This is a genomic window from Caulobacter endophyticus, assembly GCF_003116815.1.
GTDB lineage: Bacteria > Pseudomonadota > Alphaproteobacteria > Caulobacterales > Caulobacteraceae > Caulobacter > Caulobacter endophyticus.
Genome location: NZ_QDKQ01000056.1, coordinates 12788 through 36214 on the forward strand (window position 1 = coordinate 12788; position 23427 = coordinate 36214).

Below are 23427 nucleotides of genomic sequence, written 5' to 3' on the forward strand. Positions count from 1 at the left end.
CATGCCGCCGTGAAGATTTGGAGGCCGCACGCTGGAGCGCCGCACCGGAAGGCGCGAGCGCCGCGAGCGAAGTGACCGCCTACTGGAGAAAGCCCCGTGCCCGCACCTGAAGACTTCCGCTGGCCTGACGGCTCGCGCCTGGCCCTGTCGATCGTCGTCAATGTCGAGGAAGGCGCCGAGCACAACATCCGCGACGGCGACAAGGGTCCTGAGCCGGTCGACGAGCTGGGCGCGGTTCCCAAGAAGCCGATGCGCATGCACGGCAGCGAGAGCAACTATCTGTACGGCATCAAGGCCGGGGCGCCACGCATCCTGCGCATCCTGGACCGGTACGGCGTCGAGGCGACCTGGACGGCCGCGGCCCTGGCCCTGGAACGCGCTCCAGATCTCGCCGCCGCCATCCGCGCCCGAGGCGACGAGGTCGCCGCCCACGGCTATCGCTGGACTCACCAGTTCTGGATGGACGAGGCCAGGGAGCGCGAGTTCATCACCAAGGCCGCCGACTCGATCGAACGTACGATCGGCGCCCGCCCGTCGGGCTGGCTGTCGCGCTACCTGCACACCGACAACACCCGCCGCCTGATCGCCGAGGCCGGCTTCAGCTACCACATGGACGACTATTCCGACGACTTCCCGTTCTGGGATCGGGTCGAGACCTCGGACGGGCAGGCGAAGCTCATGGTCATCCTGCCCTACGCCATGGACTCCAACGACATGAAGTTCTGGCTGGCCCCGTCGCTGACGGCCAAGGACTGGCTGGACTACGCCGTGGCCACCTTCGACGAGCTGCACGCCGAGAGCCAGGAGGTGGGCGCGCGAATGATGAGCCTTGGCCTGCATCTGCGGATCATCGGCCGCCCTGGCCGCATCGGCGCCTTCCGCAAGTTCCTCGACCACGTGACCGCCCAGGACGGCGTTTGGATCGCCTGTCGGAGAAAAATCGCCCAGGCGTTCGCTGAGGCCGTGCCGATAGGCGATTGACGCCTATGACCTTTCGCTCGCTGCTCTTCGTGCCCGGGACGCGCCCGGATCGCTTCGGCAAGGCGCTGGACGCCGGCGCGGACGCCGTCTGCATCGACCTTGAAGACGCCGTGCCGCCGGCCGGCAAGGGCGAGGCTCGCGCTTCCGCCCTCGCCTTCCTGGCCGCGCCGCGCACCGCCGTGGTCGGCCTGCGGATCAACGGCGTGCGTACGCTGGAGGGCCTGAAGGACCTCGTGGCGCTGGCCGAGAGCGACGTGCGCCCAGACTTCCTGATGATCCCCAAGGTGGCCGCGCCGGAAGACCTGCTGACCGCCGGAGAGGTGCTGCCGGGCCTGCCGTTATGGCCGGTAGTCGAGTCGGCCGAAGGCGTGCGCCGGGCCTTCGAGATCTGCGCCGCGCCCGGCGTGGCCGGCGCCCTGTTCGGCGGCGCGGACCTGTCTGCCGATCTCGGCTCGACCATGGACTGGGACGCCCTGCTCCTGGGCCGCGGCACGCTGATCGCCGCCTGCGGCCGGGCCGGCGTCGCCTCGCTGGACGTGCCGCACCTCAATCTTGCCGATCCGGACGACCTAGCCGCCTCGACGCTGCGGGCCAAGGCCCTGGGCTTCACCGGCCGGTCGTGCATCCACCCGGCCCAGGTGGCCGCGGTGAACGCCGCCTACACCCCCTCGCCCGCCGAGATCGAGCGCGCCCGGCGCGTGGTCGAGGCCTTCGACGCCGCTGGCGGGGCCGCCGCCCTGCTGGACGGCAAGCTGATCGAACTGCCGGTCATCCGCGCCGCTCGGCGCGTGCTCGACCGCGCTTAGACCTAGGAGACTCCCCCATGTCGCAGAACTGGAAAGAGGTCGGTCCTCAGCGCTACCGCGAGACCTTCGGCCGCTATTTCGAGGACTTCATCGTCGACGACGTCTACGAGCACCGCCCCGGAAAGACGGTGACCGAGTACGACAATCACCTGTTCACGCTGCTGACGCTGAACACCCACCCGATGCACTTCGACGCCGAGTTCGCCAAGGCCTCGGAGTTCAAGAAGAACCTGGTGGTCAGCCCCTACACCCTCGCTTTGCTGATCGGCATGAGCGTGACCGACGTCTCGCAGAAGGCCATCGCCAACCTCGGCATGGACGAGGTGAAGTTCAGCGCCCCGGTGTTCGCCGGCGACACGATCTATGGCGAGAGCGAGGTGCTGGCCAAGCGCGAGAGCAAGTCGCGCCCCGGCCAGGGCATCGTCACGATCCTGACCACGGGCATCAACCAGGACGGCACGGTCGTCTGCACCTTCAAGCGCAACATGCTGATCCCGGCGCGCGGCCACGCCGTCGAGGACAAGGTCGGGAACTATTAAGATGGGCGAGATCTCGGAAGCCGACGAACGCGCCATCCTCGACGCCATCGACAAGTGGCTCGAGAAAAAGGTCGCCCCCGTGGCGATGCAGCTCGAGCACGACGACGAGTATCCCCATGCCCTCGTCGAGGACATGAAGGAACTGGGCCTGTTCGGGGCCCTGATCGACCCCGAGTACGGCGGCCTTGGGCTTTCGGCCCTGACCTATTCGCGGATCGTCACCAAGATCAGCGCTGAGTGGATGAGCCTGACGGGCGTCTTCAACTCGCACCTGATGATGGCCATGGTCGTGCAGAAGTTCGGCACGCAGAAGCAGAAGGACTTCTGGCTGCCCCGCTTCGCCACCGGCGAGATGCGCGGGTGCCTTGGCCTCACCGAGCCGGACGCCGGCACCGACCTGCAGGGCATCCGCACTGTGGCGCGGCGCGACGGCGGCGACTACGTCGTCAACGGCGCCAAGACCTGGATCACCAACGCCATCGAGGGCCACGTCTCGGCCCTGCTGGTGAAGACCGATCCCGAGGCCCAGCCGCGCCACAAGGGGATGAGCATGCTCATCACCCCGAAGATCGATCCCGAGACCCGCGCGCCCATCGCCGGAGTCAGGAACGGCCGCAAGCTGGAGAAGCTGGGCTACAAGGGCATCGATAGCGGCGAGTTCATCTTCGAGGACTATCGCTGCGACGCCGAGCTTTGCCTGGTGGGCGGCGAGGAAGGCCAGGGCTTCCTGATGGCCACCGGCGGCCTGGAGATCGGCCGCATCAACGTCGCCGCCCGCTCGGTCGGCATCGCCAAGCGTGCGCTGGCCGAAAGCGTCAAATATGCCCAGGTCCGCAAGACCATGGGCAAGCCGATCGCCCAGCACCAGGCCATCCAGCTGAAGCTCGGCGAGATGGGGGCCAGGACCCGCGCCTCGGAGCTGCTCGTGGAAGACGCCGCCAAGGCCTATGACCGCGGCGAGCGCGTCGACATGGAAGCCGGCATGGCCAAGTACTATGCGTCGGAGACGGCGCTGTACGTCGCCACCGAGGCCATGCGCATCCACGGCGCCTACGGCTACTCCAAGGAATATCCGATCGAGCGGCTGTTCCGCGACGCCCCGCTGATGTGCATCGGCGAAGGCACCAACGAGATGCAGCGGATCATCATCGCCCGCCAGCTCGTGGCCCGGAACCCGGTCTGATGAGCCCGCGCCGCCCGCTCGCCGGGATCAAGGTGCTGGCCGTCGAGCAGTACGGCGCCGGCCCTTACGCCACCCAGCTGATGGCTGAACTGGGCGCCGAGGTCGTCAAGATCGAGGCCCCGGCCATGGGCGGCGACGTCAGCCGCGCCACTGGCCCGTTCTTTCTGGGCGCGGCCGACAGCCAGTTCTTCCAGACCTTCTCGCGGTCGAAGAAGTCCATCGCGCTGGACATCAAGTCGCCCGAGGGCCGCGCGGCCTTCGAGCGTCTGGTGGCCCAGGCCGACATGGTCGTCGACAACCTGCGCGGCGACCAGCCGGGCAAGATGCGGCTGACCTATGACGACCTAAAGGAGGCAAACCCGAAGATCGTCTGCGGCCATCTTTCCGCTTACGGGCGCAGCAACAGCCGGGCCGGCTGGCCGGGCTACGACTATCTGATGCAGGCCGAGGCCGGGCTGATGAGCCTGACCGGCGAGCCCGATGCGCCGCCGGCGCGGCTGGGCGTGTCGATGGTCGACTTCATGACCGGGACGATGCTGGCCTTCGGCGTGGTCAGCGCCCTGCTGTCGGCCCGGACGACGGGCCAGGGCTGCGACGTCGACGTCTCGCTGTTCGACGTGGCGCTGCACCAGCTGTCCTATCCCGCCGTCTGGGCGATGAACGAGGGCTACAAGGTCCAGCGGCTGCCGCGCGGCGCACACCCGTCGATCGCGCCTTCGCAGGCGGTGAAGACGGCCGACGGCTGGGGTCTGGTCATGTGCCAGACGCCGAAGTTCTGGGAGGCGCTGTGCAACCTGGCCGGCGCGGCCGAACTGAAGGCCGATCCGCGCTTTGCCGACATCCCCAGCCGCCACGCCAACCGCCCGGCCCTGAGCGAGGCGATGGACGTGCTGTTCGGCGCGCGCACGACAGCCGAATGGACCGCGCTGCTGGGCGGCAAGGTCCCGTTCGCGCCGATCCTGGAGATGATGGACGCGCTGGACAATCCGTTCGTGGCCGAGGTGGGCATGCGCGACGTGGTCGACCATCCTGACCGAGCGGAAGGCTTGGCCATGCTGGCCTGCCCCGTGAAGATCGACGGCGAACGGATGCCGGGAGCACGAGCCCCCAAGCTCGGCGAGCATACCGACGAGATTCTGGGAGTAGCCTCGTGAAGCTGGAAGGCGTCCGCGTCCTCGACCTGTCGTTCTTCCTGCCGGGGCCGATGCTGACCCTGATGATGGCCGATCACGGCGCGGACGTGCTGAAGATCGAGCCGCCGGGCGAAGGCGATCCGGCCCGCGAGATCGGCTATCGCAAGAACGGCGCCAGCGTCTGGTTCCGCAACACCAGCCGCGGCAAGCGCAGCCTGCAGGTCGATCTGAAGTCCGCCGAGGGCCGCGCCCTGCTGCTCGACCTGGCCGCGGAGGCCGACGTAGTGGTCGAGGCCTTCCGTCCCGGCGTCATCCAGCGCCTGGGGTTCGACTACGAGGCGGTGAAGGCGCGCAATCCAGGCATCGTCTATGTGGCGATCTCGGCCTTCGGCCAGACCGGCCCGTATCGCGACCGCCCCGCCCATGACATCGCGGTGCAGGCCCTGGCCGGCATGGTGTCCTTGAGCGAAGGCTTCGACGGCAAGCCGACCCCGCCGAACATGCCGGTCGCCGACGCCCTGGCCTCGCTCACCGCGCTCTCTGGCGTGCTGATGGCCCTGCTGCGGCGGGAGAAGACCGGGCTGGGCGATTATGTGGACGTTGCCATGTACGACAGCGTGCTGGCCTGGACCCCAAACGTCACCGGCAAGATCTTCGCCACCGGGCAGGCCCACGTGCCGAAGGACGAGCGCTCCTGGGGCGGCAACGCCATGTACGGCCTCTATGAATGCGCCGACGGCCAGTGGATCTGCCTGGGCGGCTCGGAAGTGAAGTTCGCCCGCAACCTGCTGGCGGGCCTGGATCGCCTGGACCTGTTGCCCTATGCCGAGCTTCAGCCGGGGCCGGGACAGGAGCCCCTGCGAGCCTTTCTGCGCGAGGCGTTCACCACAAGGACCCGGGCCGAATGGGAAGCCTGGTTCGAGGGCCGCGACGTCTGCTTCGCGCCGGTGCGCACCCTGAAGGAAGCGTTCGAGGATCCGGCCATGGCCGCGCGGGGGATGCTGGCCCGCGACGCGGACGGCAACGAGATCGTGGGCACGCCGATCCTGTTTGCTGAAGAGCCGGCCGTGATCGATCCGGTTCCCCCGGAACTGGGCGCCGGCCCGGCCGGATGGCGAGCGCGCTAGAGTCTCCTTCGCCAAAGCTCGTCATCCCGATCCGCGCCAGATCGCGATCGGGATGACGAGTTGGCAGTTGAGGAAGACGTCAGGAGCCCGTCCGTTCGCGCTCCATCTGAGCCAGAAGCATAGGCCCGGCTTCCATCATCAGGAACGCGCTGGTCAGCAACAACAGAACACGCATGAGCATGGCGGCTCTCCTGCCTAGCGAACCCTCCCCCCGGAAGGTCCGCAAACGGAAGGCTGGACCCGTCCGCCCCGCACGCGACGGGGATTTCGCATTTGGCCGACAGGCGGACAGCCGCGCCGTTGTCCGCTGTGCGCGCAAATCGCCAGGCCGCGCGAAGAGGCATCGGCGCCGCTGCTAGCGTCCTCCCATGACCGCCGCTGCAAACGCCCTTGTCGATCACGCCCTGTCGGTGCGCTGGGACGCCCTGCCCGCCGCCGTGAAGGCCGACGCCCGCCGGCTGCTGCATGACGCGGTGGCGGTGGGCGCGGCCGGGGCCGGCGCGGCCTACGCCGACGTCGTCCTCGCCGCCGCGCGCGGCTGGGGCGGCAGCCGAGATGCGGAAACCGGCCTGGTGCTCGGCCGCCCGGGCGTGCGCCTGCCGCCGGCCCAGGCCGCCTTCGTCAATGCCTTCCAGTTGCACGGCCAGGAGTACGACTCTGTCCACGAAAAGGCCGTGCTGCACCCGCTGCCGACCATCGTGCCGGCCCTGGTCGCCGAGCTCGGCCGTTCAGGTCCCTACAGCGGTGAGGAGGTGCTGGCGGCCATGGTCGCCGGGGTCGACGTCGCCATCGCGCTGGGGATCGCTGCAACGACGCCCCTGCGCTTCTTCCGGCCCGCGACGGCGGGGGTGTTCGGCGCGACAGCAGCCCTGGCGCGGCTGAAGCGCCTGCCGAGCGAGACGGCGATGGACGCCATGGGCTACGCCCTGGCCTTCAGCAGCGGCACCATGCAGGCCCACACCGAGGGCAAGCCCGCCTTGCCCGTCCAGGTCGCCGCCTCTGCTCGCTCGGCCCTGCAGGCGATCGATCTGGCGGAAGCGGGCCTGCCCGGGCCTCGCGACTGGCTGGAGGGACCGTTCGGCTACCTGCCGCTGTTCGAGGCAGGGTTCGACCTTGGGCCGGTCCTGGCCGACCTGAAGCACCGCCGCCGCATCGCCGAGGTCGCCTGCAAGCCCTTCCCGACCGGGCGCGCCTGTCACGGCGGGCTGGTGGCCGTGCGCAAGCTGGCGACCGAGCACGGCGTGACGCCGGCCGACCTCGACAGCCTGACCTATTCCGCCTCGCCCCTGATCCACCACCTGGTGGGCCGCGTCGCCAAGCCACGGATGGACACCGCCTACGCCCGCCTGTGCCTGCCTTATCTGGCCGCCGTCATGCTGACCCGCGGCCGTGTTGGCCTGGACGACTACACGCCGCAGCGCCTGAACGAGCCGGACGTCCTGGCCCTGGCCGCCCGCATCGTGGTCGAGAGCGACGGTAATCCCGATCCTGCCGCCTTCGTGCCGGCCCGCGCCACCGCCCGCCTGAAGGACGGCCGCAAGATCGTGCTCGACGTCACTGTCCAGCTCGGTTCGCCCGACTTTCCGATGAGCCGCGACGAGCATCTGGAAAAGACCCGATCGTGCCTGGCCTTCGTCGGCATGGAGGCCGTCCACGGCCCGCTGACCGACCTCTTCGACCGCTTCGACACCCTGACCGACGCCCGCGAGGCCTTCGTCCTCGCCAGCGGCGGCTGAGCTCCCCAAGGTTATCCATGTCCCACCAGACCTACTGGCAGTCGCTCGACTATCCCGCCATCGTCGCCGACCATCCGATCGGCGATGACTTCACGCGCTTCGCCACCCAGACCAGCCGCGACGCTCTGCGAGCCCACCAGAACCGGCTGTTCCTGCGCTGCGTCGACCGCGCCTGGAAGACGCCCTTCTATCAGCGCCTTTGGGGCGCGGCGGGGATCGAGGCCGGCGACATCCGCTCGCTCGACGACCTGCCCAGCCTGCCCAGCTTCGACAAGTCCGACATCATGGCCTCGCTGGAGCAGGCCCCGCCGTTCGGCGATTTCGCAGGCTTCGAGGGCTATCCAGAGGGCCGGCGACCGCCGGTGATGCTGCACACCACCTCGGGCACCACCGGATCACCACAAGTGCTGCTGTTCGGCCCCAAGAGCCGCGAGGTGCAGAACCTGCTGCTGGCCCGCAACTACCAGTTCCAGGGCCTGCGTCCTGACGACGTGGTCCACTCGGTCTACGGCCACGGCATGATCAACGGCGGCCACTATGTGCGCGAGGCCGTGACCCGCTGGACCAGCGCGGTCTTCCTGTCGGCCGGCACCGGGGTCGAGACCCGCTCGGCGCAGCAGGTCGAAGTGATGAAGCGCTTCGGCGCGACCGTACTGGTGGGCTTTGGCGACTACCTCAAGAAGCTGGCCGACACCGCCGTCGAGATGGGTATCGAGCCGGGCCGCGACATTCCGGTGCGGCTGATCTCGGCGCACCTGGGCCGCGAGGACCGGGCGGCGATGGAAGCCGCCTGGGGCGGCGCCAAGTGCTTCGACTGGTACGGCGTTGGCGACACCGGGCTGATCGCCGGCGAAGGCCCCGATCGCGACGGCCTCTACGTGCACGAGGACGCCCACTACCTGGAGGTCTGCGACATCGACACGGGGGCGGCCGTCGCCCCAGGCGAGCTGGGCGACATGGTGGTCACCTGCCTCTTCAAGGATGACCTCTATCCGCTGATCCGCTTCAACACCCACGACGTGACGCGGGCGATCCCCAAGCCGTCGTCGATCGGCGTGGCGTTCCAGCGGATCGAGGGCTTCCTGGGTCGGTCGGACAACATGGTCAAGATCCGGGGGATCAACATCTTCCCGCAGGGCGTGGGAGCGATGCTGGAGCACGCACCGGCCTTCGCGGGCGAGTTCATCTGCCGCGCGCGCCGCGACGCCACGGGCCGCGACAGCTTCGCGGTGACCGCCGAGACCACGGCCGACGCGGCCGAATGGCGCGACATTGCAGCCTTTTACGGCGAGATCCTCAAGCGCAAGATCGGCATCGAGGTCGAGGTCGAGCTGGCCCCCAAGGGCGGCACGGCCGGCCTGACCCAGATCGACGTGCGTCAGAAGCCGATCCGCCTGATCGACGAGCGCTACTGAGGTGGGCGGCTTCTCCGACCCCATCGTCACGGCCGGCGTGGCGGGCTTGCCGGCGCTCTACGCCGCAGGGATCAGCCCGATCGAGGTGGCCGAAGCCTACCTGGCGCGGATAGAGCGGCTGAACCCGGCGATCAACGCCGTGGTCGAGCTCGACGGGGCCAGCGCCCGAGCCCAGGCCCGGGCCAGCGCCCGGCGCTGGGCGGCCGGCGAGCCGCTGTCGCCGATCGACGGCGCGCCGATCGCCGTGAAGGCCAACATCGCCGTCGAGGGCCTGGCCCATACGGCCGGCATCAAGGCCTACGCCCGCCACCTCGCGCAGACCGACGCGGCCTGCGTGGCCAGGCTGCGAGCGGCCGGCGCGGTGATCCTCGGCACGCTCAACATGCACGAGGCCGCGCTGGGCGCGACCAACGATAACGCCTTTCTCGGACGCTGCGAGAACCCGCACCGCGCCGGCTTCACCCCCGGCGGCTCGTCGGGCGGCTCGGCGGCGGCCGTGGCGGCGGGCCTTTGCGCCGCGGCTCTGGGCACCGACACCATGGGCAGCGTGCGCCTGCCCTCGTCCTACTGCGGCGTGGTCGGCTACAAGCCGGCGCTGGGGGCGATCCCGACGGAGGGCGTCACGGCCCTGTCATGGACGCTGGACCATGTGGGCGTCCACGCCCGCTCGGTCGAGGACGCGGGGCTGGTCGCGCGAGCCTGCGGAGTCGAAGCGCCCGCCCCAGCCCAGGATCGGCCACTAGCGGTGCTGGATTTCGACGGCCTGGCGACATTGGAGCCGGCCGTGGCCGAGGGCTTCGCCCGGACGCTGGAGGACCTGTCCCGCGCCGGCTGGCGGCTGGAGAAGCTGCGGATCGACGATCTGGACCTCGGGGCCCTACGGCGCGCAGGCCTGCTGATCAGCGAGGTCGAGGGCGGGATCGAGCACCGTCGCGCCCTTGCGCTGGACCCGGAGGGGTTCACGCCGCAGCTGCGCTCGCTGCTAGCCTGGGGCGCGCGGCAGCCGCCGGCCAAGCTGGCCGAGGCTTATCGCCTAATTTGTGAAAGCAGGCGGAGAATCCTAGCATTGGCAAGGCTATACGCTGCGATCCTAAGCCCAACGACACCACAACAGGCCTTTGCTTTTGACCGCGCCGTTCCGGCCAGTCAGGCCGACCTGACGGCGCTGGGCAACGTGCTCGGCGCGCCGGCCCTCGCTCTTCCGAGCGGCGAGGCCAGCGGCCTGCCGCTGTCGCTGCAGGTGATCGGTATGACCGACGGTACTACCCAGGCGCTAGCCGCGCGACTGTCCGAGGCCCTGCCTTCAGCCGCCGTTCCGGAGGCCTTCCGATGAGCGCCCATGCCGACAGCGGGCTGACGCTGACCATCGACGGCGAGGTTGCGACCCTGGCCTTCGACCGGCCGGCCAAGCGTAACGCCATCACCCTGTCGATGTGGCGCGCCCTGCCCGACGCCTGCACGGCGTTCGCGGCGTCCGAGGCCAAGGTGCTGGTCGTCACCGGGCGCGGCGGGCATTTCGCCGCCGGGGCCGATATCAGCGAGTTCGAAGCGGTCTACGCGACGCCCGAGAGCGCCGCCGACTACAACGCCGCCATCGGGGCCGGGATCGGCGCGATCGCGGGGCTGGAGAAACCCGTGCTGGCGGCCATCGAAGGCGCCTGCGTCGGCGGCGGCCTGGCGGTGGCCCTGGCCTGCGACCTGCGGATCGCCGCGCCGGATGCTCGCCTGGCCATCACCCCGGCCAAGCTCGGCCTCACCTACAGCCTGGAAGACACCAAGCGCCTCGTCGACGCCGTCGGCGCTTCGGCGGCTCGGGATATTCTGTTCACGGGGCGGCTGCTTGGGGCCGAGGAGGCTCTGCGGCTGCGGCTGGTGGATGCGGTGGAGGCCGACGCTCCGGCGGCGGTGGCCACCAAGGCGGCCGAGATCGCGGCGCCTTCGCAGCGCTCGGTGCGGGCGATCAAGGCGACGATACGGGCGATCCTGGGCGGAGCGGTAGAGGACGACGAGGCGACCCGCGCGGCCTTCGTGGCGTCGGTGGCAGCGCCGGACTTCCTGGAGGGGCGCTCGGCGTTCCTGGAGAAGCGCAAGCCGGTGTTTCCGGAACGGTGAGCGCGCTCTTGCCCCCTCTCTCATCGAGAGAGGGAGGGGCCCGCGCCAAAGGCGTGGGAGGGTGAGAGGTTACATTCTCACCGGATGGAGCGCGGGCGTTCAGCGCGTGGCGGGTTCGTGAAAGGCCTCAGCGTCTCGGGATTTCTCCGGAAGCGCTGAAACCTCTCACCCTCCCACCGCTTCGCGGCGGGCCCCTCCCTCTCTCAAAGAGAGAGGGATCTTAGGGGCGCTCTACCGCTCCAGCTCGACCAGTTCGTACCAGGTCTGCATGTAGCCGCCGACGCCGCCCTTCACGAACAGGGAGTGCTCGTCGGCCGTGACCCACATGTCGTAGGTCGGGTGTTCGCCGTCCTTGCTGACCATGCCGCCGTCCTCGCCCAGGAAGCGGAAGCGGCGACAGGCGAAGGTCCCGGCCGGGGTCGTCGTCTCTTCCTCGCCGACATATTCCAGCGTGATGCTGCTCTCGACGATCTGCGGCGGGGTGGCGCCCCGGTGGTCGACGGACGGCAGGAAGATGCGCAGCTTGCGCTTGTGCGGTCCCTTGGCGACGTCCATCACCTTGCAGATGTAGGCGTCGCCGATGATCGGATGGGTGCCGAAGCCGTCGAAATAGCCATTGGTCGGCATCTTCTGCGACAGGCGGCCGATCGACGGGCCGTAGCTTTCGCACTCGATGAAGTCTTCCGAGAATCGGAACCAGCCCGAGCCCATGAACCGGTCGCCGACTGTCAGGCGCAGGTGCAGGTCCATCGGCCTACCGTGCTCGTCCAGAGAATAGATGGCGTCGCGCAGGACGGTGGGATCGGGCTCGTCGATCTCGCACTGGGCGCGGATCGTCACCTTGCCGTCGGTGTGACGGGTCATGGCGAAGTGCTCGCGCCCCCTCTCCTGGCCTTCGCGGCCGGGCTTGCGCGAGGTGTAGAGGATCTTGCCGCGGATGGTCTGATGCTTCATCGCTCGCCCTCCCCTAGAACGCCGCCAAGCCGGTGATGGCCCGGCCCAGGATCAGGGCGTGGACGTCGGCTGCGCCCTCGTAGGTGTTGACCGTCTCGAGGTTTGCGGCGTGGCGCATGACGTGACTGGCGCCGGAGATGCCGGCCCCGCCGTGGATGTCGCGGGCCTCGCGGGCGATGATCAGGGCCTTGCCGCAGTTATTGCGCTTCAAGAGGCTGATGGCTTCCGGAACCCAGTCGCCAGCGTCGAGCCTCCGCCCGAGAGCAAGCGCGCCTTCGAAGCCCAGGGCGATCTCGGTCTGCATGTCGGCCAGCTTCTTCTGGATCAATTGGCGGGCGGCCAGCGGACGTCCGAACACGACCCGGTCGGCGACATAGGCCGTGCTGGTCTCCAGGCAGAAGCGGGCCGCGCCCATCGCGCCCCAGGCGATGCCGTAGCGGGCCTTGTTGAGGCACGAGAACGGCCCCCGCAGGCCCTTCACGCCCGGCAGGATGGCGTCGTCGGCCACAAGCACGTCCTGCAGGACGATCTCGCCGGTGATCGAGGCGCGCAAGCTGAGCTTGTCGTCGATCTTGGGGGTGGTGAAGCCCTCGGTTCCGCGCTCGATCAGGAAGCCGCGGATTTCGCCGTCGAGCTTGGCCCAGACCAGGGCGACGTCCGAGATCGGACTGTTGGTGATCCACATCTTGGCGCCGTTGAGCACGTAGCCGCCATCGACCTTGCGGGCGACGGTGCGCATCGAGCCGGGGTCCGAACCGCCATCGGCTTCGGTGAGGCCAAAGCACCCGATCAGCTCGCCCCGCGCCATGCCCGGCAGCCACTTGCGCTTCTGCTCTTCGGAGCCGAAGGCGTAGATCGGGTACATCACCAGCGAGGACTGCACGCTCATGGCCGAGCGATAGCCGCTGTCGACGGCCTCGATCTCGGCGGCGATCAGGCCATAGGCCACGTGGCTGACGGCCGCGCCGCCGTATTCCTCAGGCAGAGTCGAGCCGAGCAGGCCCAGCTCGCCCATTTCCTTCATGATCTCGCGATCGAAGCGGCCTTCGGCGTAGGCGCCCACCACGCGCGGCAGAAGTTGTTCCTGGGCGTAGGCGCGCGCAGCGTCGCGGATCAGGCGTTCGTCCTCGGTGAGGCGGGCGTCGAGCGCGAGCGGGTCTTTCCAGTCAAAACCGGCGACTTGAGGAGCGGCGTCGAGGGGCATGGAAGTCCTCCGGCGGCCGGAAATGACCGCACAGCAATTGATCTGAACTTCCGCCTTTCTAGCCGGGGGCCCCGCGCCTACCCCGGTCGGCGCTGGATTTGACCGGGAGGCGATTAGGTTGGTTGGCCAAGCAGGCGGAAGGACTCTCGTCGAGAAGGTGATCGCCAAGGCTGCGGGCCTGCCGAGCGTGCGCGCCGGCGACCTCGTGACGGCCAAGGTGGATCTGGCCTTCGCGCACGACAGCAGCGGCCCGCGCCGCTGGCGTCCGCTGCTGGAAGAGCTGGGCGTGGGCCTGTGGGACCCGTCCAGGGTCGCCATCGTCTCCGACCACTACGTCCCGGCCGTCGACGCGGAATCGGCGGCGATCCTGAAGGCCACCCGCGATTTCGCCCGCGATTACCGCGTTTCCAATTTCTTCGACATGGTCGGCATCTGCCATCTGGTGCTGCCCGAGCACGGCCTCATCCGCCCGGGCGCCTTCATCGCCGGCGGCGACAGCCACACGCCGACGGCCGGCGCCTTCGGGGCCTATGCGGCCGGCTACGGCGCCACCGACATGGCCGCCATCGCCGCGACAGGGCAGACCTGGCTGGCCGTGCCCGAGACCATCCGCGTCGAGTGGACCGGCAGCTTCGCGACAGGGGTCGCCGCCAAGGACGTCATGCTGTTCCTGTGCCGTGAACTGGGCATGGACAACGCCTTCAGGGCCGTGGAATTCGCCGGGCCTCTCGTGGAGGCCATGCCGATGGCCGAGCGCATGGTGCTGGCCAACATGGCCGCCGAGCTGGGCGCCGAGACCGGGGTCGTGGCGCCCGACGCCGTGACCTTCGCCTATCTGGCCGCGCGCGGCGCGCCGGTGGTCGACGAGGCCGCCGCTTTGGCGCTGCACTCCGATGCCGACGCGACCTACGCCGCCTTATACCGCTTCGACGCTTCGAGCCTGGCGCCGCAGATCGCCGCCCCGCACTCGCCGGCCAATACGCGTGACGCGACCGAGTTTGCCGAGGTCCGCATCGACCAGGCCTATATCGGCGCGTGCGTAGGGGCCAAGATCGAGGACCTGCGGATGGCCGCCGACGTGCTGAAGGGCCGCCGCGTGGCGCCGGGCGTCAGGCTGCTGGTGGCCCCCGGCTCGGCCCGCACGGCGGAACTCGCCGCCCGCGAGGGCGTGCTGGAGACCCTGCTGGCGGCCGGCGCCGTGCTGATGCCGTCGGGCTGCGGGGCCTGCGCTGGTATGGGCGCGGGGATCCTGGCCGAAGGCGAGACCTGCATCTCGTCGACCAACCGCAACTTCCAGGGCCGCATGGGCCATGCGGGGGCCAACGTCTATCTCGGCTCGCCCTACGCCGTGGCCGCCGCCGCCACGGCTGGCCGCATTGTCGACCCTCGCCCCTATCTGACGGGAGCCGCCTGATGTCCCGCGCCTTCGTCTTCGGCGACGCCATCGACACCGACCTGCTGGCCCCGGGCAACCTGATGAAGCTGCCGCCGGCCGAACTGGCGCAGAATTGCCTCAAGGCGATCGCGCCGGACTTCGCCGCCACGGTGCGGCCCGGCGACGTGGTGTTCGCCGGCGCCAATTTCGGCCTCGGCTCGTCGCGCGAGCAGGCGGCCGTTTCCCTACGACTTCTTGGCGTCTCGGCGGTGCTGGCGACTTCTTTCGCCCGCATCTTCTACCGCAACGCCATCAACCTCGGCTTGCCGGCCTTCGTGTTTCCCCAGGTCGGCGAGGTGAGCGACGGCGACCGGATCTCTCTGGATCCGGTCGCCGGACGTCTCGAAAACATCACCACGGGCAAGACCTACGCCCTGACGCCGATCCCGCCGCACCTGATGGCGATGATCGAGGACGGCGGCCTGATTCCACACCTGAAACGCCGCCTGAAGGGAGCCGCCGCATGAGCCTGCGCGACCGCCTCGCCCAAGACACGCCGCTGCTGGCCCCTGGCGCCTATGACGCCCTCTCGGCCCTGCTGATCGAGCAGGCCGGCTTCGAGGCGATCTACCTGTCCGGCGCCTCGATCGCCTACACCCAGCTGGGCCGGCCCGACATCGGCCTGGTGTCTTTCGATCACGTGGCCGACGTGGTGGGCCGCGTGGCCGAGCGCGTGAAGCTGCCGCTGATCGTCGACGGCGACACGGGCTTTGGCAACGCCGTCAACGTGCAGCGGACGGTGCGGATCTTCGAGCGCATGGGCGCCAGCGCCATTCAGCTGGAAGACCAGACCTTCCCCAAGAAGTGCGGACACCTGGCCGACAAGAGCCTGGTCTCGGCCCAGGAGATGTCCGGCAAGATCCGCGCGGCGCTCGACGCCCGGGCCAGCGACCAGACCCTTATCATCGCCCGCACCGACGCCATCGGCGTCGAGGGCTTCGAGGCCGCGCTGGACCGCGCGCACGCCTATGTCGAGGCCGGCGCTGACGTACTGTTCGTCGAGGCGCCGCGCACGATCGGCGAGATGAGCGCCATCGCCCATGCCTTCGCAGGGAGGGTTGCGCTGCTGGCCAACATGGTCGAGGGCGGCAAGACGCCGTTGCTGGACGCCAGCGAGCTGGGCCGCATCGGCTTCAAGCTGGTGATCTCGCCCGGCGCTTTGGTGCGGGCCCTGGTGCCGACGGCCGAGGCGTTCCTGGCCAGCCTGAAGGCCAATGGCGCGACCCGTCCGTTCGCAGAGCGGATGATCGACATGGGCGGGGTGAACGACCGCATCGGCCTTGCTGATATGGCCGCTGCCGGCGCGGCCTACGCCGCCGGCTGAGTGGAGCGTCAGATGCAGGCCGATCCCAACCTCTACGATCACTGGCCCTATCGCGACCGACCCAGGATCGTCTGGCCCGGCGGCAAGAAGCTGGCCTTCTGGATCGCGCCGAACATCGAATACTATGAGTTCGATCCGCCCAAGAACCCGCAACGTCCCGGCTGGCCCAAGCCCTCTCCGGACGTCGTCGGCTATTCGCAGCGCGACTGGGGCAACAGGGTCGGCCACTGGCGGCTGATGGAGTTGCTCGACAAGTACGGCATGCGCGGCTCGATCTCGCTGTCGGTGGGGCTGCTCGATCACCATCCGGAGATCATCGAGGCCTGCGTGGCGCGGGACTGGGAGTTCTTCAGCCATGGCGTCTACAACACCCGCTACTCCTACGGCATGGACGAGGCCCAGGAACGGGCCGTGATCGAGGACTCGATCCGCTCGGTCGAGGCCGCCACCGGCCAGCGCATCCGCGGCTATCTGGCCCCAGCCCTGACCCACACCGAGAAGACCTTCGACCTCTTGGCCGAAAACGACTTCTGGTACACCTGCGACCTCTTCCAGGACGACCAGCCCCAGCCGGTGAAGACCAGGACCGGCAAGCTGGTCTCGATGCCCTATTCGCTCGAGGTCAACGACGTCATCACCTACGGCGCGCTGTCGATGAGCCCCTGGCGCTACGCCGACGTGCTCAAACGCCACTTCGACCAGCTACTGGAAGAGGGCGAAAAGTCGGGCACGGTGATGTGCATCCCGCTGCACGCCTATCTGGTCAGCCAGCCGCACCGCATCCGGCCGTTCGAGGAGGCCTTGCGCCATATCGCCGGCCACGACGAGGTGTGGATCACCACGGCCCGCGAGATCGCGCAGCACTATCGCGACAACTACTTCGACCAGACCGTGGCCGACATCGCCGCGCGCGGCCTGGCCACGCCGGGAACGGGGTTTGCCCATTCCGCTGCCTGACGAACACCTGATCTATCCGCACCGGTCCTACGGCATGGACCAGGACCGCTACGACTGGCGGCCTTCGACGCAGCGCCCCCCGATCGCCTCTCCCGGCGGCGCGGCGGTGGCGGCGATGATCGTCGTGCCGATCGAGCATCATCCGCTGAACCCGCCGGGCAAGCCTTTCAAGCATCCCGGGGCCATGGTCACCCCCTATCCGGACCTGCGCCACTACACGACGCGCGACTACGGCAACCGGGTGGGCGTCTACCGCATCCTCGACGCCCTGAACGCGACGGGGATGAAGGCGACCTTCCCGATCAACGCCGACCAGTTGGAGCGACTGAAGCCGCTGGTCGAGGCGATCCTGGCCGACGGTCACGAGATCGCCGCCTATGGCCTGTCGACTACCCACATCCACTGGGGCGGCCTGGATCGCGAGACGGAGTCCGCCTGGGTCGCCGAGGTTCGCGCACGTTTCGACGCGGCGGGCCTTAAGCCACGCGCTTGGCTGAGCCCGGCGCGGCAGCAGTCGTTCGCGACGCTCGACCTGATCCGCGCGGCAGGCTTCGAAATCTGCCTCGACTGGGAGCAGGACGAGGTTCCGGTAGCGATGAGAACCGAGGCCGGCGAAGTCATCGGCCTGCCGCTCTCCAACGAACTCGACGACCGCGCCCTGATGATCGACCGCCGGCAGACCGAGGACGAGTGGGCCAGTCAGGTGCTTGAGGCCGCCAGCTATCTGGCCGACGGGGCCGAGCGGTTCGGTGGGCGAGTGCTCGGGTTCAGCCTGACGCCGTACGTGACGGGCCAGCCGTTCCGGATTTGGGCCTTGAGGCGGTTGCTGGCGGGGCTGGGGGAGATGGGTGTCAAGGCGATGACGGCGAGCGAGATCGCAGGCTGAAATCCTCGCCCTTCGGAGGGAGGATCAGAGGATCAATCCCATGGCGATGTCGTCCTCGAACGCCCCGTCCGGGAACCGCCCGCGCTTCTCCAGCCGGCCCTCGATCCTGAACCCCAGCCGCTCGTAAAGCCGGATCGCGCCCGCATTGCCCGCGCCGGCATTCAACTCCACCCGCACGATCGGCGGGTCCATGGCGCGGGCGGCCGCAAACAGCGCCTCGAACAGGGCCGAGCCGACGCCCCTGCCCCGCCAGTCCGGATGCACGGCCACTGTCAGATCCGACAGCACATGCTCAAACAGCTTCACCGGGATGCGCACGGCGTGGATTTCGCCGCAGACGACACCGGCCGTGTCGACCGCGACCAGCCCTACGCCATCGGCCAGCGCCTCGTTCAGCACCCGATCGATGTAGGCGTCGGTGATCTCCTCTGGTCGGCGCGCGATACCGCCGGGGATGACGGCCGTGGCGCGATGGACCGCGGCTATCGGGCCTGCGTCGTACGGGCGGGTCTGGCGGATCGAGAAGCTCATCCGTCCCTCTGGAACGGATAGAACCCACCGCCGAGGTCGAGGATGGCGGTCAGTTCGTCGAGCGCTTCGCGGCTTTCGACCAGCAGGGCCGGATCGGTCAGATCGGTCGGGGCTAGGCGGTCGCGATAGCGGCGTGTTCCCCAGTCGGCCAGACGCTCGTGCAGCGCCGCGTCGAAGCGCTGGGCCTGATTGGCGGCGGTCAGTTCGTCGTCGGTCAGCACCACCCGCAAGCGCAGGCAGGCCGGGCCGCCGCCATTGCGCATGCTCTGGCGGACGTCGGCGTACTCCACCCGACCGATCGGGCCGTTGGAGACGACCAGCCGTTCGGCGACCGCACGGGCGCGAGGATTGTCGCGGGTCTCGCCGGGAGCCAGCAGCACCAGGCGATCCTCGCCCGGCAGCACGAGAAGCTGGGAGTTGAAGAGGTAGCTCTTCACCAGGTCTTCGATCGGCAGGTCGGCCTCGGAGACCTCGACGAACACCGGCTCGAACAGGCCTTCGGCGGCGCGGCGGACTCCGTCCTCCATGCCGGCCCGATCCTCGAAGGCGGCTTCGTGGAAGAACAGGGTCTCGCGCGTGCCCACGCAGACCACGTCGTTGTGGAAGGCCCCGCCCGCGATCGCCCGGCGGCCCTGGCGGGGGAAGACGGCGCGGGCGGCGGCGTGGCGGCGCTGGATCGCCTCAAACGCCTCGCGGGTCTGGCGGGCCGGATAGGCGCTGCTCCAGTGTTCCCACGCCTCGCGCCCCCAGACGAACAGGTTCACGCCCGGCGCGCCGTGTTCGGCGCAGAGCCGCACGTGGTTGGCCGCGCCCTCGTCTGCGAAGTGCGGCTGGGCCGGCAGAGGGTCATGGACGGCGAAGCGGGTTTCGTCCGGGAACAGCCGACGCAAGGACCGAACGGTTTGGGGGCCTTCCAGGCTGCGGTGCAGGTTGGTCAGCAGGTTGGCGGGCGTTAGATGCACCCGGCCATCGGCCGCATCTGCGCTGGGCGTGACGGTGGCGGCGTTGGCGGCCCACATCGGCGAGGCCGAGCAGGCGGCGGCGGCCAGGGCCGGGGCGGTCTTCCAGGCGCCTTCGATGACCTCACTATCCGAACCTGCAAAGCCGATAGACTTCAGGAAGCCGACGGCCGGGCGCTCATGCGGCGGCAGCACGAACTGCGGCACGCCCCAGTCGGCCAGGCGCCGCATCTTAGACAGCCCCTCCAGGACCGCCGCTCGCGGGTCCGAAACCTGGCCGGCGTTGACCTGGCTGGCGATGTTGCCGGGCGACAGGCCGACATAGGAATGGGTCGGCCCGACTAGGCCGTCGCAATTGGCCTCGACCGCGAAACTCACGGGCGCAGGCCCTTGATGTCGCCCGTGGTGTCGAGCACCGCCCCGGCCTCGAAGCTGGCTACCGGATAGGCGCAGTAGTCGGCGGCGTAGTAGGCGCTGGGCCTGTGGTTGCCGGAAGCCCCGAGGCCGCCGAACGGCATGGTGCCGGCCGCGCCCGTGGTCGGGCGATTGAGGTTGACCACGCCGGCCCGGATGCGAGCAAGGAAGCGATCCCACAGGGCCGGATTCTCGGTCAGAAGACCCGCCGACAGGCCGTAGCGAGTGGCGTTTGCGGCGGCGAGCGCCTGGTCGAACGAAGCCACGCGACGCACCTGCAGGATCGGGGCGAAGATTTCCTCATCCAACGCGTCGACGCCGGTGACGTCGATCAAGCCCGGCGAGACGAAGGCGCCCGACAGGCCCTCGACGCGGCCCGGCTCCAGCAGGCGCTGGCCCTCGATACGGCCGGCGGCGGCCAGGGCGTGGCCGGCCGCGTGCTCGGAGATCAGCGGGCCCATGAAGGGCTCGACGCCGTTCCAGGGACCGATCGACAGGCGCGGGACGAGGGCGAGCACCGCGTCGATGATCGCCTGGCCCTCGGCGCCGTCGGGTACGATCAGCCGGCGAGCGCAGGAGCAGCGCTGGCCGGTGGTGATGAACGCCGATTGCGCCACCAGGGCGGCGACGGCGGCCGGATCGCCGGCCTGCCAGGCGACCAGCGGATTGTTGCCGCCCAGCTCCAGCGCCAGGATCACGTCGGGCCGGTCGGCGAAGTGGCGGCGGAAGAAGGTCCCCGCCTGGGCCGAGCCGGTGAACAGCAGGCCATCGATCTCCTGGTCGATCAGGGCCTGGCCGACCTCGCGCCCGCCCTGCACCAGGTTGACCACGCCGGAGGGGACGCCAGCGGCCTCCAGCGCCTCGACCAGCAGTTGACCGGCCAGCGGCGTCTCTTCCGAGGGCTTGAAGACCACGGTGTCGCCCGCCAGCAGGGCCGGCACGATGTGGCCGTTGGGCAGGTGGCCGGGGAAGTTGAACGGTCCCAGCACCGCCATCACGCCATGCGGTCGGTGGCGCAGCACCGCGCGGCCGAAGGGCATGACGTTTTCGGCCACGCCGGTGCGCTCGTCATAGGCCTTGATCGAGGCGTCGACCTTGCCGGCCATCGAGCCGATCTCGGCCTTGGTCTCCCACAGCGCCTTGCCGGTTTCGCGGCTCAGGGCCTCAGCATAGGCCGTCGAGCGCTCGATCAGCACCTCCTTGTAGCGCCGCAGTATGGCGATCCGCTCTTCGCGCGGCAGGTCGGCCCAGGGATGGAAAGCGCGCCTGGCGGCGGCGACGGCCGTCGCGACGTCAGCAGGCGAGGCCGTCGCCTCGCGCCAGACGACCTCGCCGGTCGCCGGATCGGTGGAGACGGCTTCCGGCCCCTGCCCGCTTTTCCAGACGCCGTCGATAAACACGCCGCTCATGCCTTCACCCGCACGCTGTCGCCTTCAGCCACGCCCAGGGCGTCGGCCACGGCGCGATCCAGGATCGCCGCCTCGCCGTCGATCAGCACGGCCGCCCGAACGGCCCGAAACCGCGAAACCTCGGCGGTCGAGATCAGCGCCTCTTCGCCGAACGCGTCCTCGCCGATCTTCACGCGAAGCCGGCGAGCGTCGCGCACGGTGCGGATGTCGTCGCGGGGCGCGGCCACGGTTGGACCGGCGTCGAACAGGTCCACCAGCCCCTGATAGCGGAAGCCCTCCCGCTCCAGCATGGCCCGGGCGGCCTCGCCGTCGCGGTGCACCTTGCCGATCACGTCGCGTGCGGCCGGGGCCAGCAGTTCGGTGTAGATCGGATGGCGCGGCGCCAGGTCGAGGATGAACTGGCCGTTGGTCGAGGCGCTCATGAGATCGGCCTGATCGAACTCCAGCCGGAAGAACTTGCTGGCCGCGTGCTCCCAGAACGGGCACGAGCCGTCCTCGTCGAACCAGCCGCGTAGTTCGGCCAGCACCATCTCGGCGAAACGCTGCGGCTCGATGCCGATCAGCATATAGCGCGACTGGGCCAGCAGACGGCCCGCCCCGCCCTTGCGTTTCTCTGGGCGCAGGAACAGCGAGCCCACCTCGGACCAGCCCGCGCACTCGTTCACCAGGACGAGCGCCTTGTGGTCGAAGCGCATCTCCAGAACCGGCGAGGACTGGGCCAGGGTCACGACCCGGAACGAGAAGAACGGGCGCTTGAGGCCTACGCTGGCCTTGACCCCGGCAACACCGTCGACAACGCCGGTCTCAAGATCTTCCAGCATCAGGGTATACCAGGCCTCGGGCGGGGCGACGCCCGCCTGGAAGCTGGCTTCCGACAGAGCAAGGCGTTCGCGCAGGGTAGGCTCGTCCTCGGGCAGGCTGGTGAAGCCTCTCCCCGACAGCACCGCCAGCTCCATCAGGGACTCGAAATCCGCCGATCCGGCGGGACGCACGACGAGCATTCAGTTGGTCTCCGGCATGGCGGCCATGGCCGCGCGGATCGCGTGGGCGTCGATGTCGCCGCTCGCCAGTTTCATAAGGGTGAGGGCCGACAGCTGGGCGCGCTCGACGAAGCTGGCCGGCCAGGCGTGCTCGGCCTCGCTGTGGATGTCGCCGCCCCGCACGCCGAGGCTGTCGATGTTGGGCAGGCCGGAGGCGAAGAGGTTGTTGCCTTCGCAGACGCCGCCCGACGGCTTCCAGGCGATGTCCTGGCCAAGCAGCGCACCGATCTCCTTGACCGCGCCGAACAGCTTTTCCTGGGCGGCGTTGAACGGCTTGGCGCCGCGGGTGATGCGGCCGTGCAGGTGGGCGTGCAGACCATCCGCCGAGGTCGAGGCGACGATGGCGGCGATCTCGGCCTCCAGCCAGGCCGCGTCGGCGGCCGAGGGAAAGCGGACGTTGAAGCGCAGCACAGCGATGTCGGGCACCATGTTCAGCGGCGATCCGCCGTCGATCTTGGCGATATTGAGCGTGACGCCTTCGCGGCGGCCATTGAGGTCATGCAGAGCCTGGGCCAGCCGCGCGGCCGCCATCACCGCATTGCGGCCTGAGGCGAAGTCGCGGCCGGCATGGGCGGCGCGGCCATGAACGACGACGTGGAAGTTACCTGAGCCCTTGCGCACGCTGGCCAGGGCGCCGTCGGCCAGGGCCGGTTCGTAGGTCAGGCCCACATGACCCAGGCGAGCGAAGTCCGCCAGCACCGGCGCCGAGGCGATCGAGCCGATCTCCTCGTCGGGCGAGATGAGCACGCGATAGCCGACATTGCCGGCCTTGGGATGGCGCTCGAAGGCCTCCAGCGCGCCCAACATCACCGAGAGGCCGCCCTTCATGTCGGCGATGCCAGGGCCGTGCAGCGCCCCGTCCGGCCGGGTGCTGACAGTCTGGAAGCCAGAGGTCTCGGGATAGACGGTGTCGTAGTGGCCGGTCAGCACGACCTGCACCGGCGCCTCGGGCCGCACGACGACGGCGATGGCCGGCGGGTGCAACTGCTCGACCTGGCGGCCGTCGGCGGCGATCTCCGGAGACGCGGTCAGCGGGACTTCGGCCGGCGCGGCCGGCAGCACTGAGAACGCCTCGACAAGAACCTGCCTCTGGCGCTCCAGCCCCGCGATATGGCGGCTGCCCGAGTTGATGGCGCACCAGGCGACGGCCCGGTCGATCATCCGGGGCCCATCGGCGGCCAAACTCCCCAGGACAGCCCGATCTTCGTCGTCGATCCGCATGGATTCGCTGTCTCCCTTGGCCAAAGCCTAGTCCAGGGAGCGCGGGCAAAACGTTGTTTCC

The 23427-nt window shown here is 69.3% G+C and carries 22 protein-coding genes; 15 read left to right on the forward strand and 7 right to left on the reverse strand.

Annotated elements, in window-relative coordinates; genetic code table 11:
- Positions 1-96 precede the first annotated feature (96 nt).
- The 10 genes from DDF67_RS15705 to DDF67_RS15750 all read left to right on the forward strand — a co-directional run bounded on the left by DDF67_RS15705 (position 97) and on the right by DDF67_RS15750 (position 11032).
- Complete coding sequence (locus DDF67_RS15705; protein ID WP_109101801.1) at positions 97-981, forward strand: polysaccharide deacetylase family protein; 885 nt, start codon at positions 97-99, stop codon at positions 979-981.
- A gap of 5 nt (positions 982-986) precedes the next feature.
- Positions 987-1787: an HpcH/HpaI aldolase/citrate lyase family protein gene (locus tag DDF67_RS15710; RefSeq protein WP_109101802.1), complete on the forward strand. Its 801-nt coding sequence runs from the start codon at positions 987-989 to the stop codon at positions 1785-1787.
- Between the two features lie 17 nt (positions 1788-1804).
- Positions 1805-2326 (forward strand): MaoC family dehydratase, encoded by a 522-nt coding sequence (locus DDF67_RS15715; RefSeq protein ID WP_109101803.1) that lies wholly within the window; start codon positions 1805-1807, stop codon positions 2324-2326.
- Position 2327: 1 nt separating this feature from the next.
- A complete protein-coding gene (locus DDF67_RS15720) occupies positions 2328-3509 on the forward strand; it encodes an acyl-CoA dehydrogenase family protein (protein WP_109101804.1) in 1182 nt (393 codons plus the stop codon).
- On the forward strand, positions 3509-4663 hold the full coding sequence (locus tag DDF67_RS15725; protein WP_109101805.1) for a CaiB/BaiF CoA transferase family protein: 1155 nt from the start codon (positions 3509-3511) through the stop codon (positions 4661-4663). Before DDF67_RS15720 ends, DDF67_RS15725 begins: the two co-directional genes overlap by 1 nt.
- On the forward strand, positions 4660-5769 hold the full coding sequence (locus DDF67_RS15730) for a CaiB/BaiF CoA transferase family protein (protein WP_109101806.1): 1110 nt from the start codon (positions 4660-4662) through the stop codon (positions 5767-5769). The genes DDF67_RS15725 and DDF67_RS15730 overlap by 4 nt, the downstream gene beginning before the upstream one ends.
- A gap of 368 nt (positions 5770-6137) precedes the next feature.
- Positions 6138-7505 (forward strand): MmgE/PrpD family protein, encoded by a 1368-nt coding sequence (locus DDF67_RS15735; RefSeq protein ID WP_109101807.1) that lies wholly within the window; start codon positions 6138-6140, stop codon positions 7503-7505.
- A gap of 17 nt (positions 7506-7522) precedes the next feature.
- A complete protein-coding gene (locus tag DDF67_RS15740; protein ID WP_109101808.1) occupies positions 7523-8920 on the forward strand; it encodes a phenylacetate--CoA ligase family protein in 1398 nt (465 codons plus the stop codon).
- 1 nt (position 8921) lies between these two features.
- Positions 8922-10253, forward strand: a complete 1332-nt coding sequence (locus DDF67_RS15745) for an amidase (RefSeq protein WP_109101809.1) — start codon at positions 8922-8924, stop codon at positions 10251-10253.
- Positions 10250-11032, forward strand: coding sequence for an enoyl-CoA hydratase-related protein (locus DDF67_RS15750; protein ID WP_109101810.1), 783 nt, complete (start codon positions 10250-10252; stop codon positions 11030-11032). The genes DDF67_RS15745 and DDF67_RS15750 overlap by 4 nt, the downstream gene beginning before the upstream one ends.
- Positions 11033-11263: 231 nt before the next feature.
- Here the strand turns inward: DDF67_RS15750 and DDF67_RS15755 are convergent, their stop codons facing one another.
- Together DDF67_RS15755 and DDF67_RS15760 are read right to left on the reverse strand one after the other, a co-directional pair.
- A complete protein-coding gene (locus DDF67_RS15755) occupies positions 11264-11986 on the reverse strand; it encodes a DUF3108 domain-containing protein (RefSeq protein ID WP_109101811.1) in 723 nt (240 codons plus the stop codon).
- Positions 11987-11999: 13 nt separating this feature from the next.
- Positions 12000-13190, reverse strand: coding sequence for an acyl-CoA dehydrogenase (locus tag DDF67_RS15760; protein WP_109101812.1), 1191 nt, complete (start codon positions 13188-13190; stop codon positions 12000-12002).
- Between the two features lie 118 nt (positions 13191-13308).
- Here DDF67_RS15760 and DDF67_RS15765 point away from each other — a divergent pair, with 118 nt between their 5' ends.
- From DDF67_RS15765 to DDF67_RS15785, 5 genes are read left to right on the forward strand one after another with little or no spacing between them, the layout of a single operon-like run.
- On the forward strand, positions 13309-14604 hold the full coding sequence (locus DDF67_RS15765; RefSeq protein WP_109101813.1) for an aconitase/3-isopropylmalate dehydratase large subunit family protein: 1296 nt from the start codon (positions 13309-13311) through the stop codon (positions 14602-14604).
- Complete coding sequence (locus DDF67_RS15770; RefSeq protein ID WP_233247672.1) at positions 14604-15092, forward strand: LeuD/DmdB family oxidoreductase small subunit; 489 nt, start codon at positions 14604-14606, stop codon at positions 15090-15092. Before DDF67_RS15765 ends, DDF67_RS15770 begins: the two co-directional genes overlap by 1 nt.
- Complete coding sequence (locus DDF67_RS15775) at positions 15089-15949, forward strand: isocitrate lyase/PEP mutase family protein (RefSeq protein ID WP_109101814.1); 861 nt, start codon at positions 15089-15091, stop codon at positions 15947-15949. The genes DDF67_RS15770 and DDF67_RS15775 overlap by 4 nt, the downstream gene beginning before the upstream one ends.
- A 12-nt stretch (positions 15950-15961) precedes the next feature.
- On the forward strand, positions 15962-16906 hold the full coding sequence (locus tag DDF67_RS15780) for a polysaccharide deacetylase family protein (RefSeq protein ID WP_109101815.1): 945 nt from the start codon (positions 15962-15964) through the stop codon (positions 16904-16906).
- Positions 16887-17792 (forward strand): polysaccharide deacetylase family protein, encoded by a 906-nt coding sequence (locus DDF67_RS15785; protein ID WP_199229255.1) that lies wholly within the window; start codon positions 16887-16889, stop codon positions 17790-17792. The genes DDF67_RS15780 and DDF67_RS15785 overlap by 20 nt, the downstream gene beginning before the upstream one ends.
- A 24-nt stretch (positions 17793-17816) precedes the next feature.
- Here the strand turns inward: DDF67_RS15785 and DDF67_RS15790 are convergent, their stop codons facing one another.
- The 5 genes from DDF67_RS15790 to DDF67_RS15810 are packed head-to-tail and all read right to left on the reverse strand — an operon-like array spanning position 17817 to position 23366.
- Positions 17817-18323 carry a GNAT family N-acetyltransferase gene (locus DDF67_RS15790; protein WP_109101816.1) on the reverse strand — a complete coding sequence of 169 codons (507 nt, stop codon included), beginning with the start codon at positions 18321-18323 and terminating at the stop codon, positions 17817-17819.
- Positions 18320-19660, reverse strand: coding sequence for an N-succinylarginine dihydrolase (locus DDF67_RS15795; RefSeq protein WP_109101817.1), 1341 nt, complete (start codon positions 19658-19660; stop codon positions 18320-18322). The genes DDF67_RS15790 and DDF67_RS15795 overlap by 4 nt, the downstream gene beginning before the upstream one ends.
- Positions 19657-21105 carry a succinylglutamate-semialdehyde dehydrogenase gene (gene astD / locus DDF67_RS15800; protein WP_109101818.1) on the reverse strand — a complete coding sequence of 483 codons (1449 nt, stop codon included), beginning with the start codon at positions 21103-21105 and terminating at the stop codon, positions 19657-19659. Before astD ends, DDF67_RS15795 begins: the two co-directional genes overlap by 4 nt.
- Complete coding sequence (locus DDF67_RS15805) at positions 21102-22106, reverse strand: arginine N-succinyltransferase (protein ID WP_109101819.1); 1005 nt, start codon at positions 22104-22106, stop codon at positions 21102-21104. Before DDF67_RS15805 ends, astD begins: the two co-directional genes overlap by 4 nt.
- Complete coding sequence (locus tag DDF67_RS15810) at positions 22107-23366, reverse strand: hydrolase (protein WP_109101820.1); 1260 nt, start codon at positions 23364-23366, stop codon at positions 22107-22109.
- Positions 23367-23427 lie beyond the last annotated feature (61 nt).

Coding starts and splice junctions, on each gene's coding strand:
- DDF67_RS15710 (WP_109101802.1), top strand. CDS start 987: ATGACCTTTCGCTCGCTGCTCTTCGTGCCCGGGACGCGCCCGGATCGC.
- DDF67_RS15715 (WP_109101803.1), top strand. CDS start 1,805: ATGTCGCAGAACTGGAAAGAGGTCGGTCCTCAGCGCTACCGCGAGACC.
- DDF67_RS15720 (WP_109101804.1), top strand. CDS start 2,328: ATGGGCGAGATCTCGGAAGCCGACGAACGCGCCATCCTCGACGCCATC.
- DDF67_RS15725 (WP_109101805.1), top strand. CDS start 3,509: ATGAGCCCGCGCCGCCCGCTCGCCGGGATCAAGGTGCTGGCCGTCGAG.
- DDF67_RS15735 (WP_109101807.1), top strand. CDS start 6,138: ATGACCGCCGCTGCAAACGCCCTTGTCGATCACGCCCTGTCGGTGCGC.
- DDF67_RS15740 (WP_109101808.1), top strand. CDS start 7,523: ATGTCCCACCAGACCTACTGGCAGTCGCTCGACTATCCCGCCATCGTC.
- DDF67_RS15750 (WP_109101810.1), top strand. CDS start 10,250: ATGAGCGCCCATGCCGACAGCGGGCTGACGCTGACCATCGACGGCGAG.
- DDF67_RS15755 (WP_109101811.1), bottom strand. CDS start 11,986: ATGAAGCATCAGACCATCCGCGGCAAGATCCTCTACACCTCGCGCAAG.
- DDF67_RS15760 (WP_109101812.1), bottom strand. CDS start 13,190: ATGCCCCTCGACGCCGCTCCTCAAGTCGCCGGTTTTGACTGGAAAGAC.
- DDF67_RS15770 (WP_233247672.1), top strand. CDS start 14,604: ATGTCCCGCGCCTTCGTCTTCGGCGACGCCATCGACACCGACCTGCTG.
- DDF67_RS15775 (WP_109101814.1), top strand. CDS start 15,089: ATGAGCCTGCGCGACCGCCTCGCCCAAGACACGCCGCTGCTGGCCCCT.
- DDF67_RS15780 (WP_109101815.1), top strand. CDS start 15,962: ATGCAGGCCGATCCCAACCTCTACGATCACTGGCCCTATCGCGACCGA.
- DDF67_RS15790 (WP_109101816.1), bottom strand. CDS start 18,323: ATGAGCTTCTCGATCCGCCAGACCCGCCCGTACGACGCAGGCCCGATA.
- astD (WP_109101818.1), bottom strand. CDS start 21,105: ATGAGCGGCGTGTTTATCGACGGCGTCTGGAAAAGCGGGCAGGGGCCG.
- DDF67_RS15805 (WP_109101819.1), bottom strand. CDS start 22,106: ATGCTCGTCGTGCGTCCCGCCGGATCGGCGGATTTCGAGTCCCTGATG.
- DDF67_RS15810 (WP_109101820.1), bottom strand. CDS start 23,366: ATGCGGATCGACGACGAAGATCGGGCTGTCCTGGGGAGTTTGGCCGCC.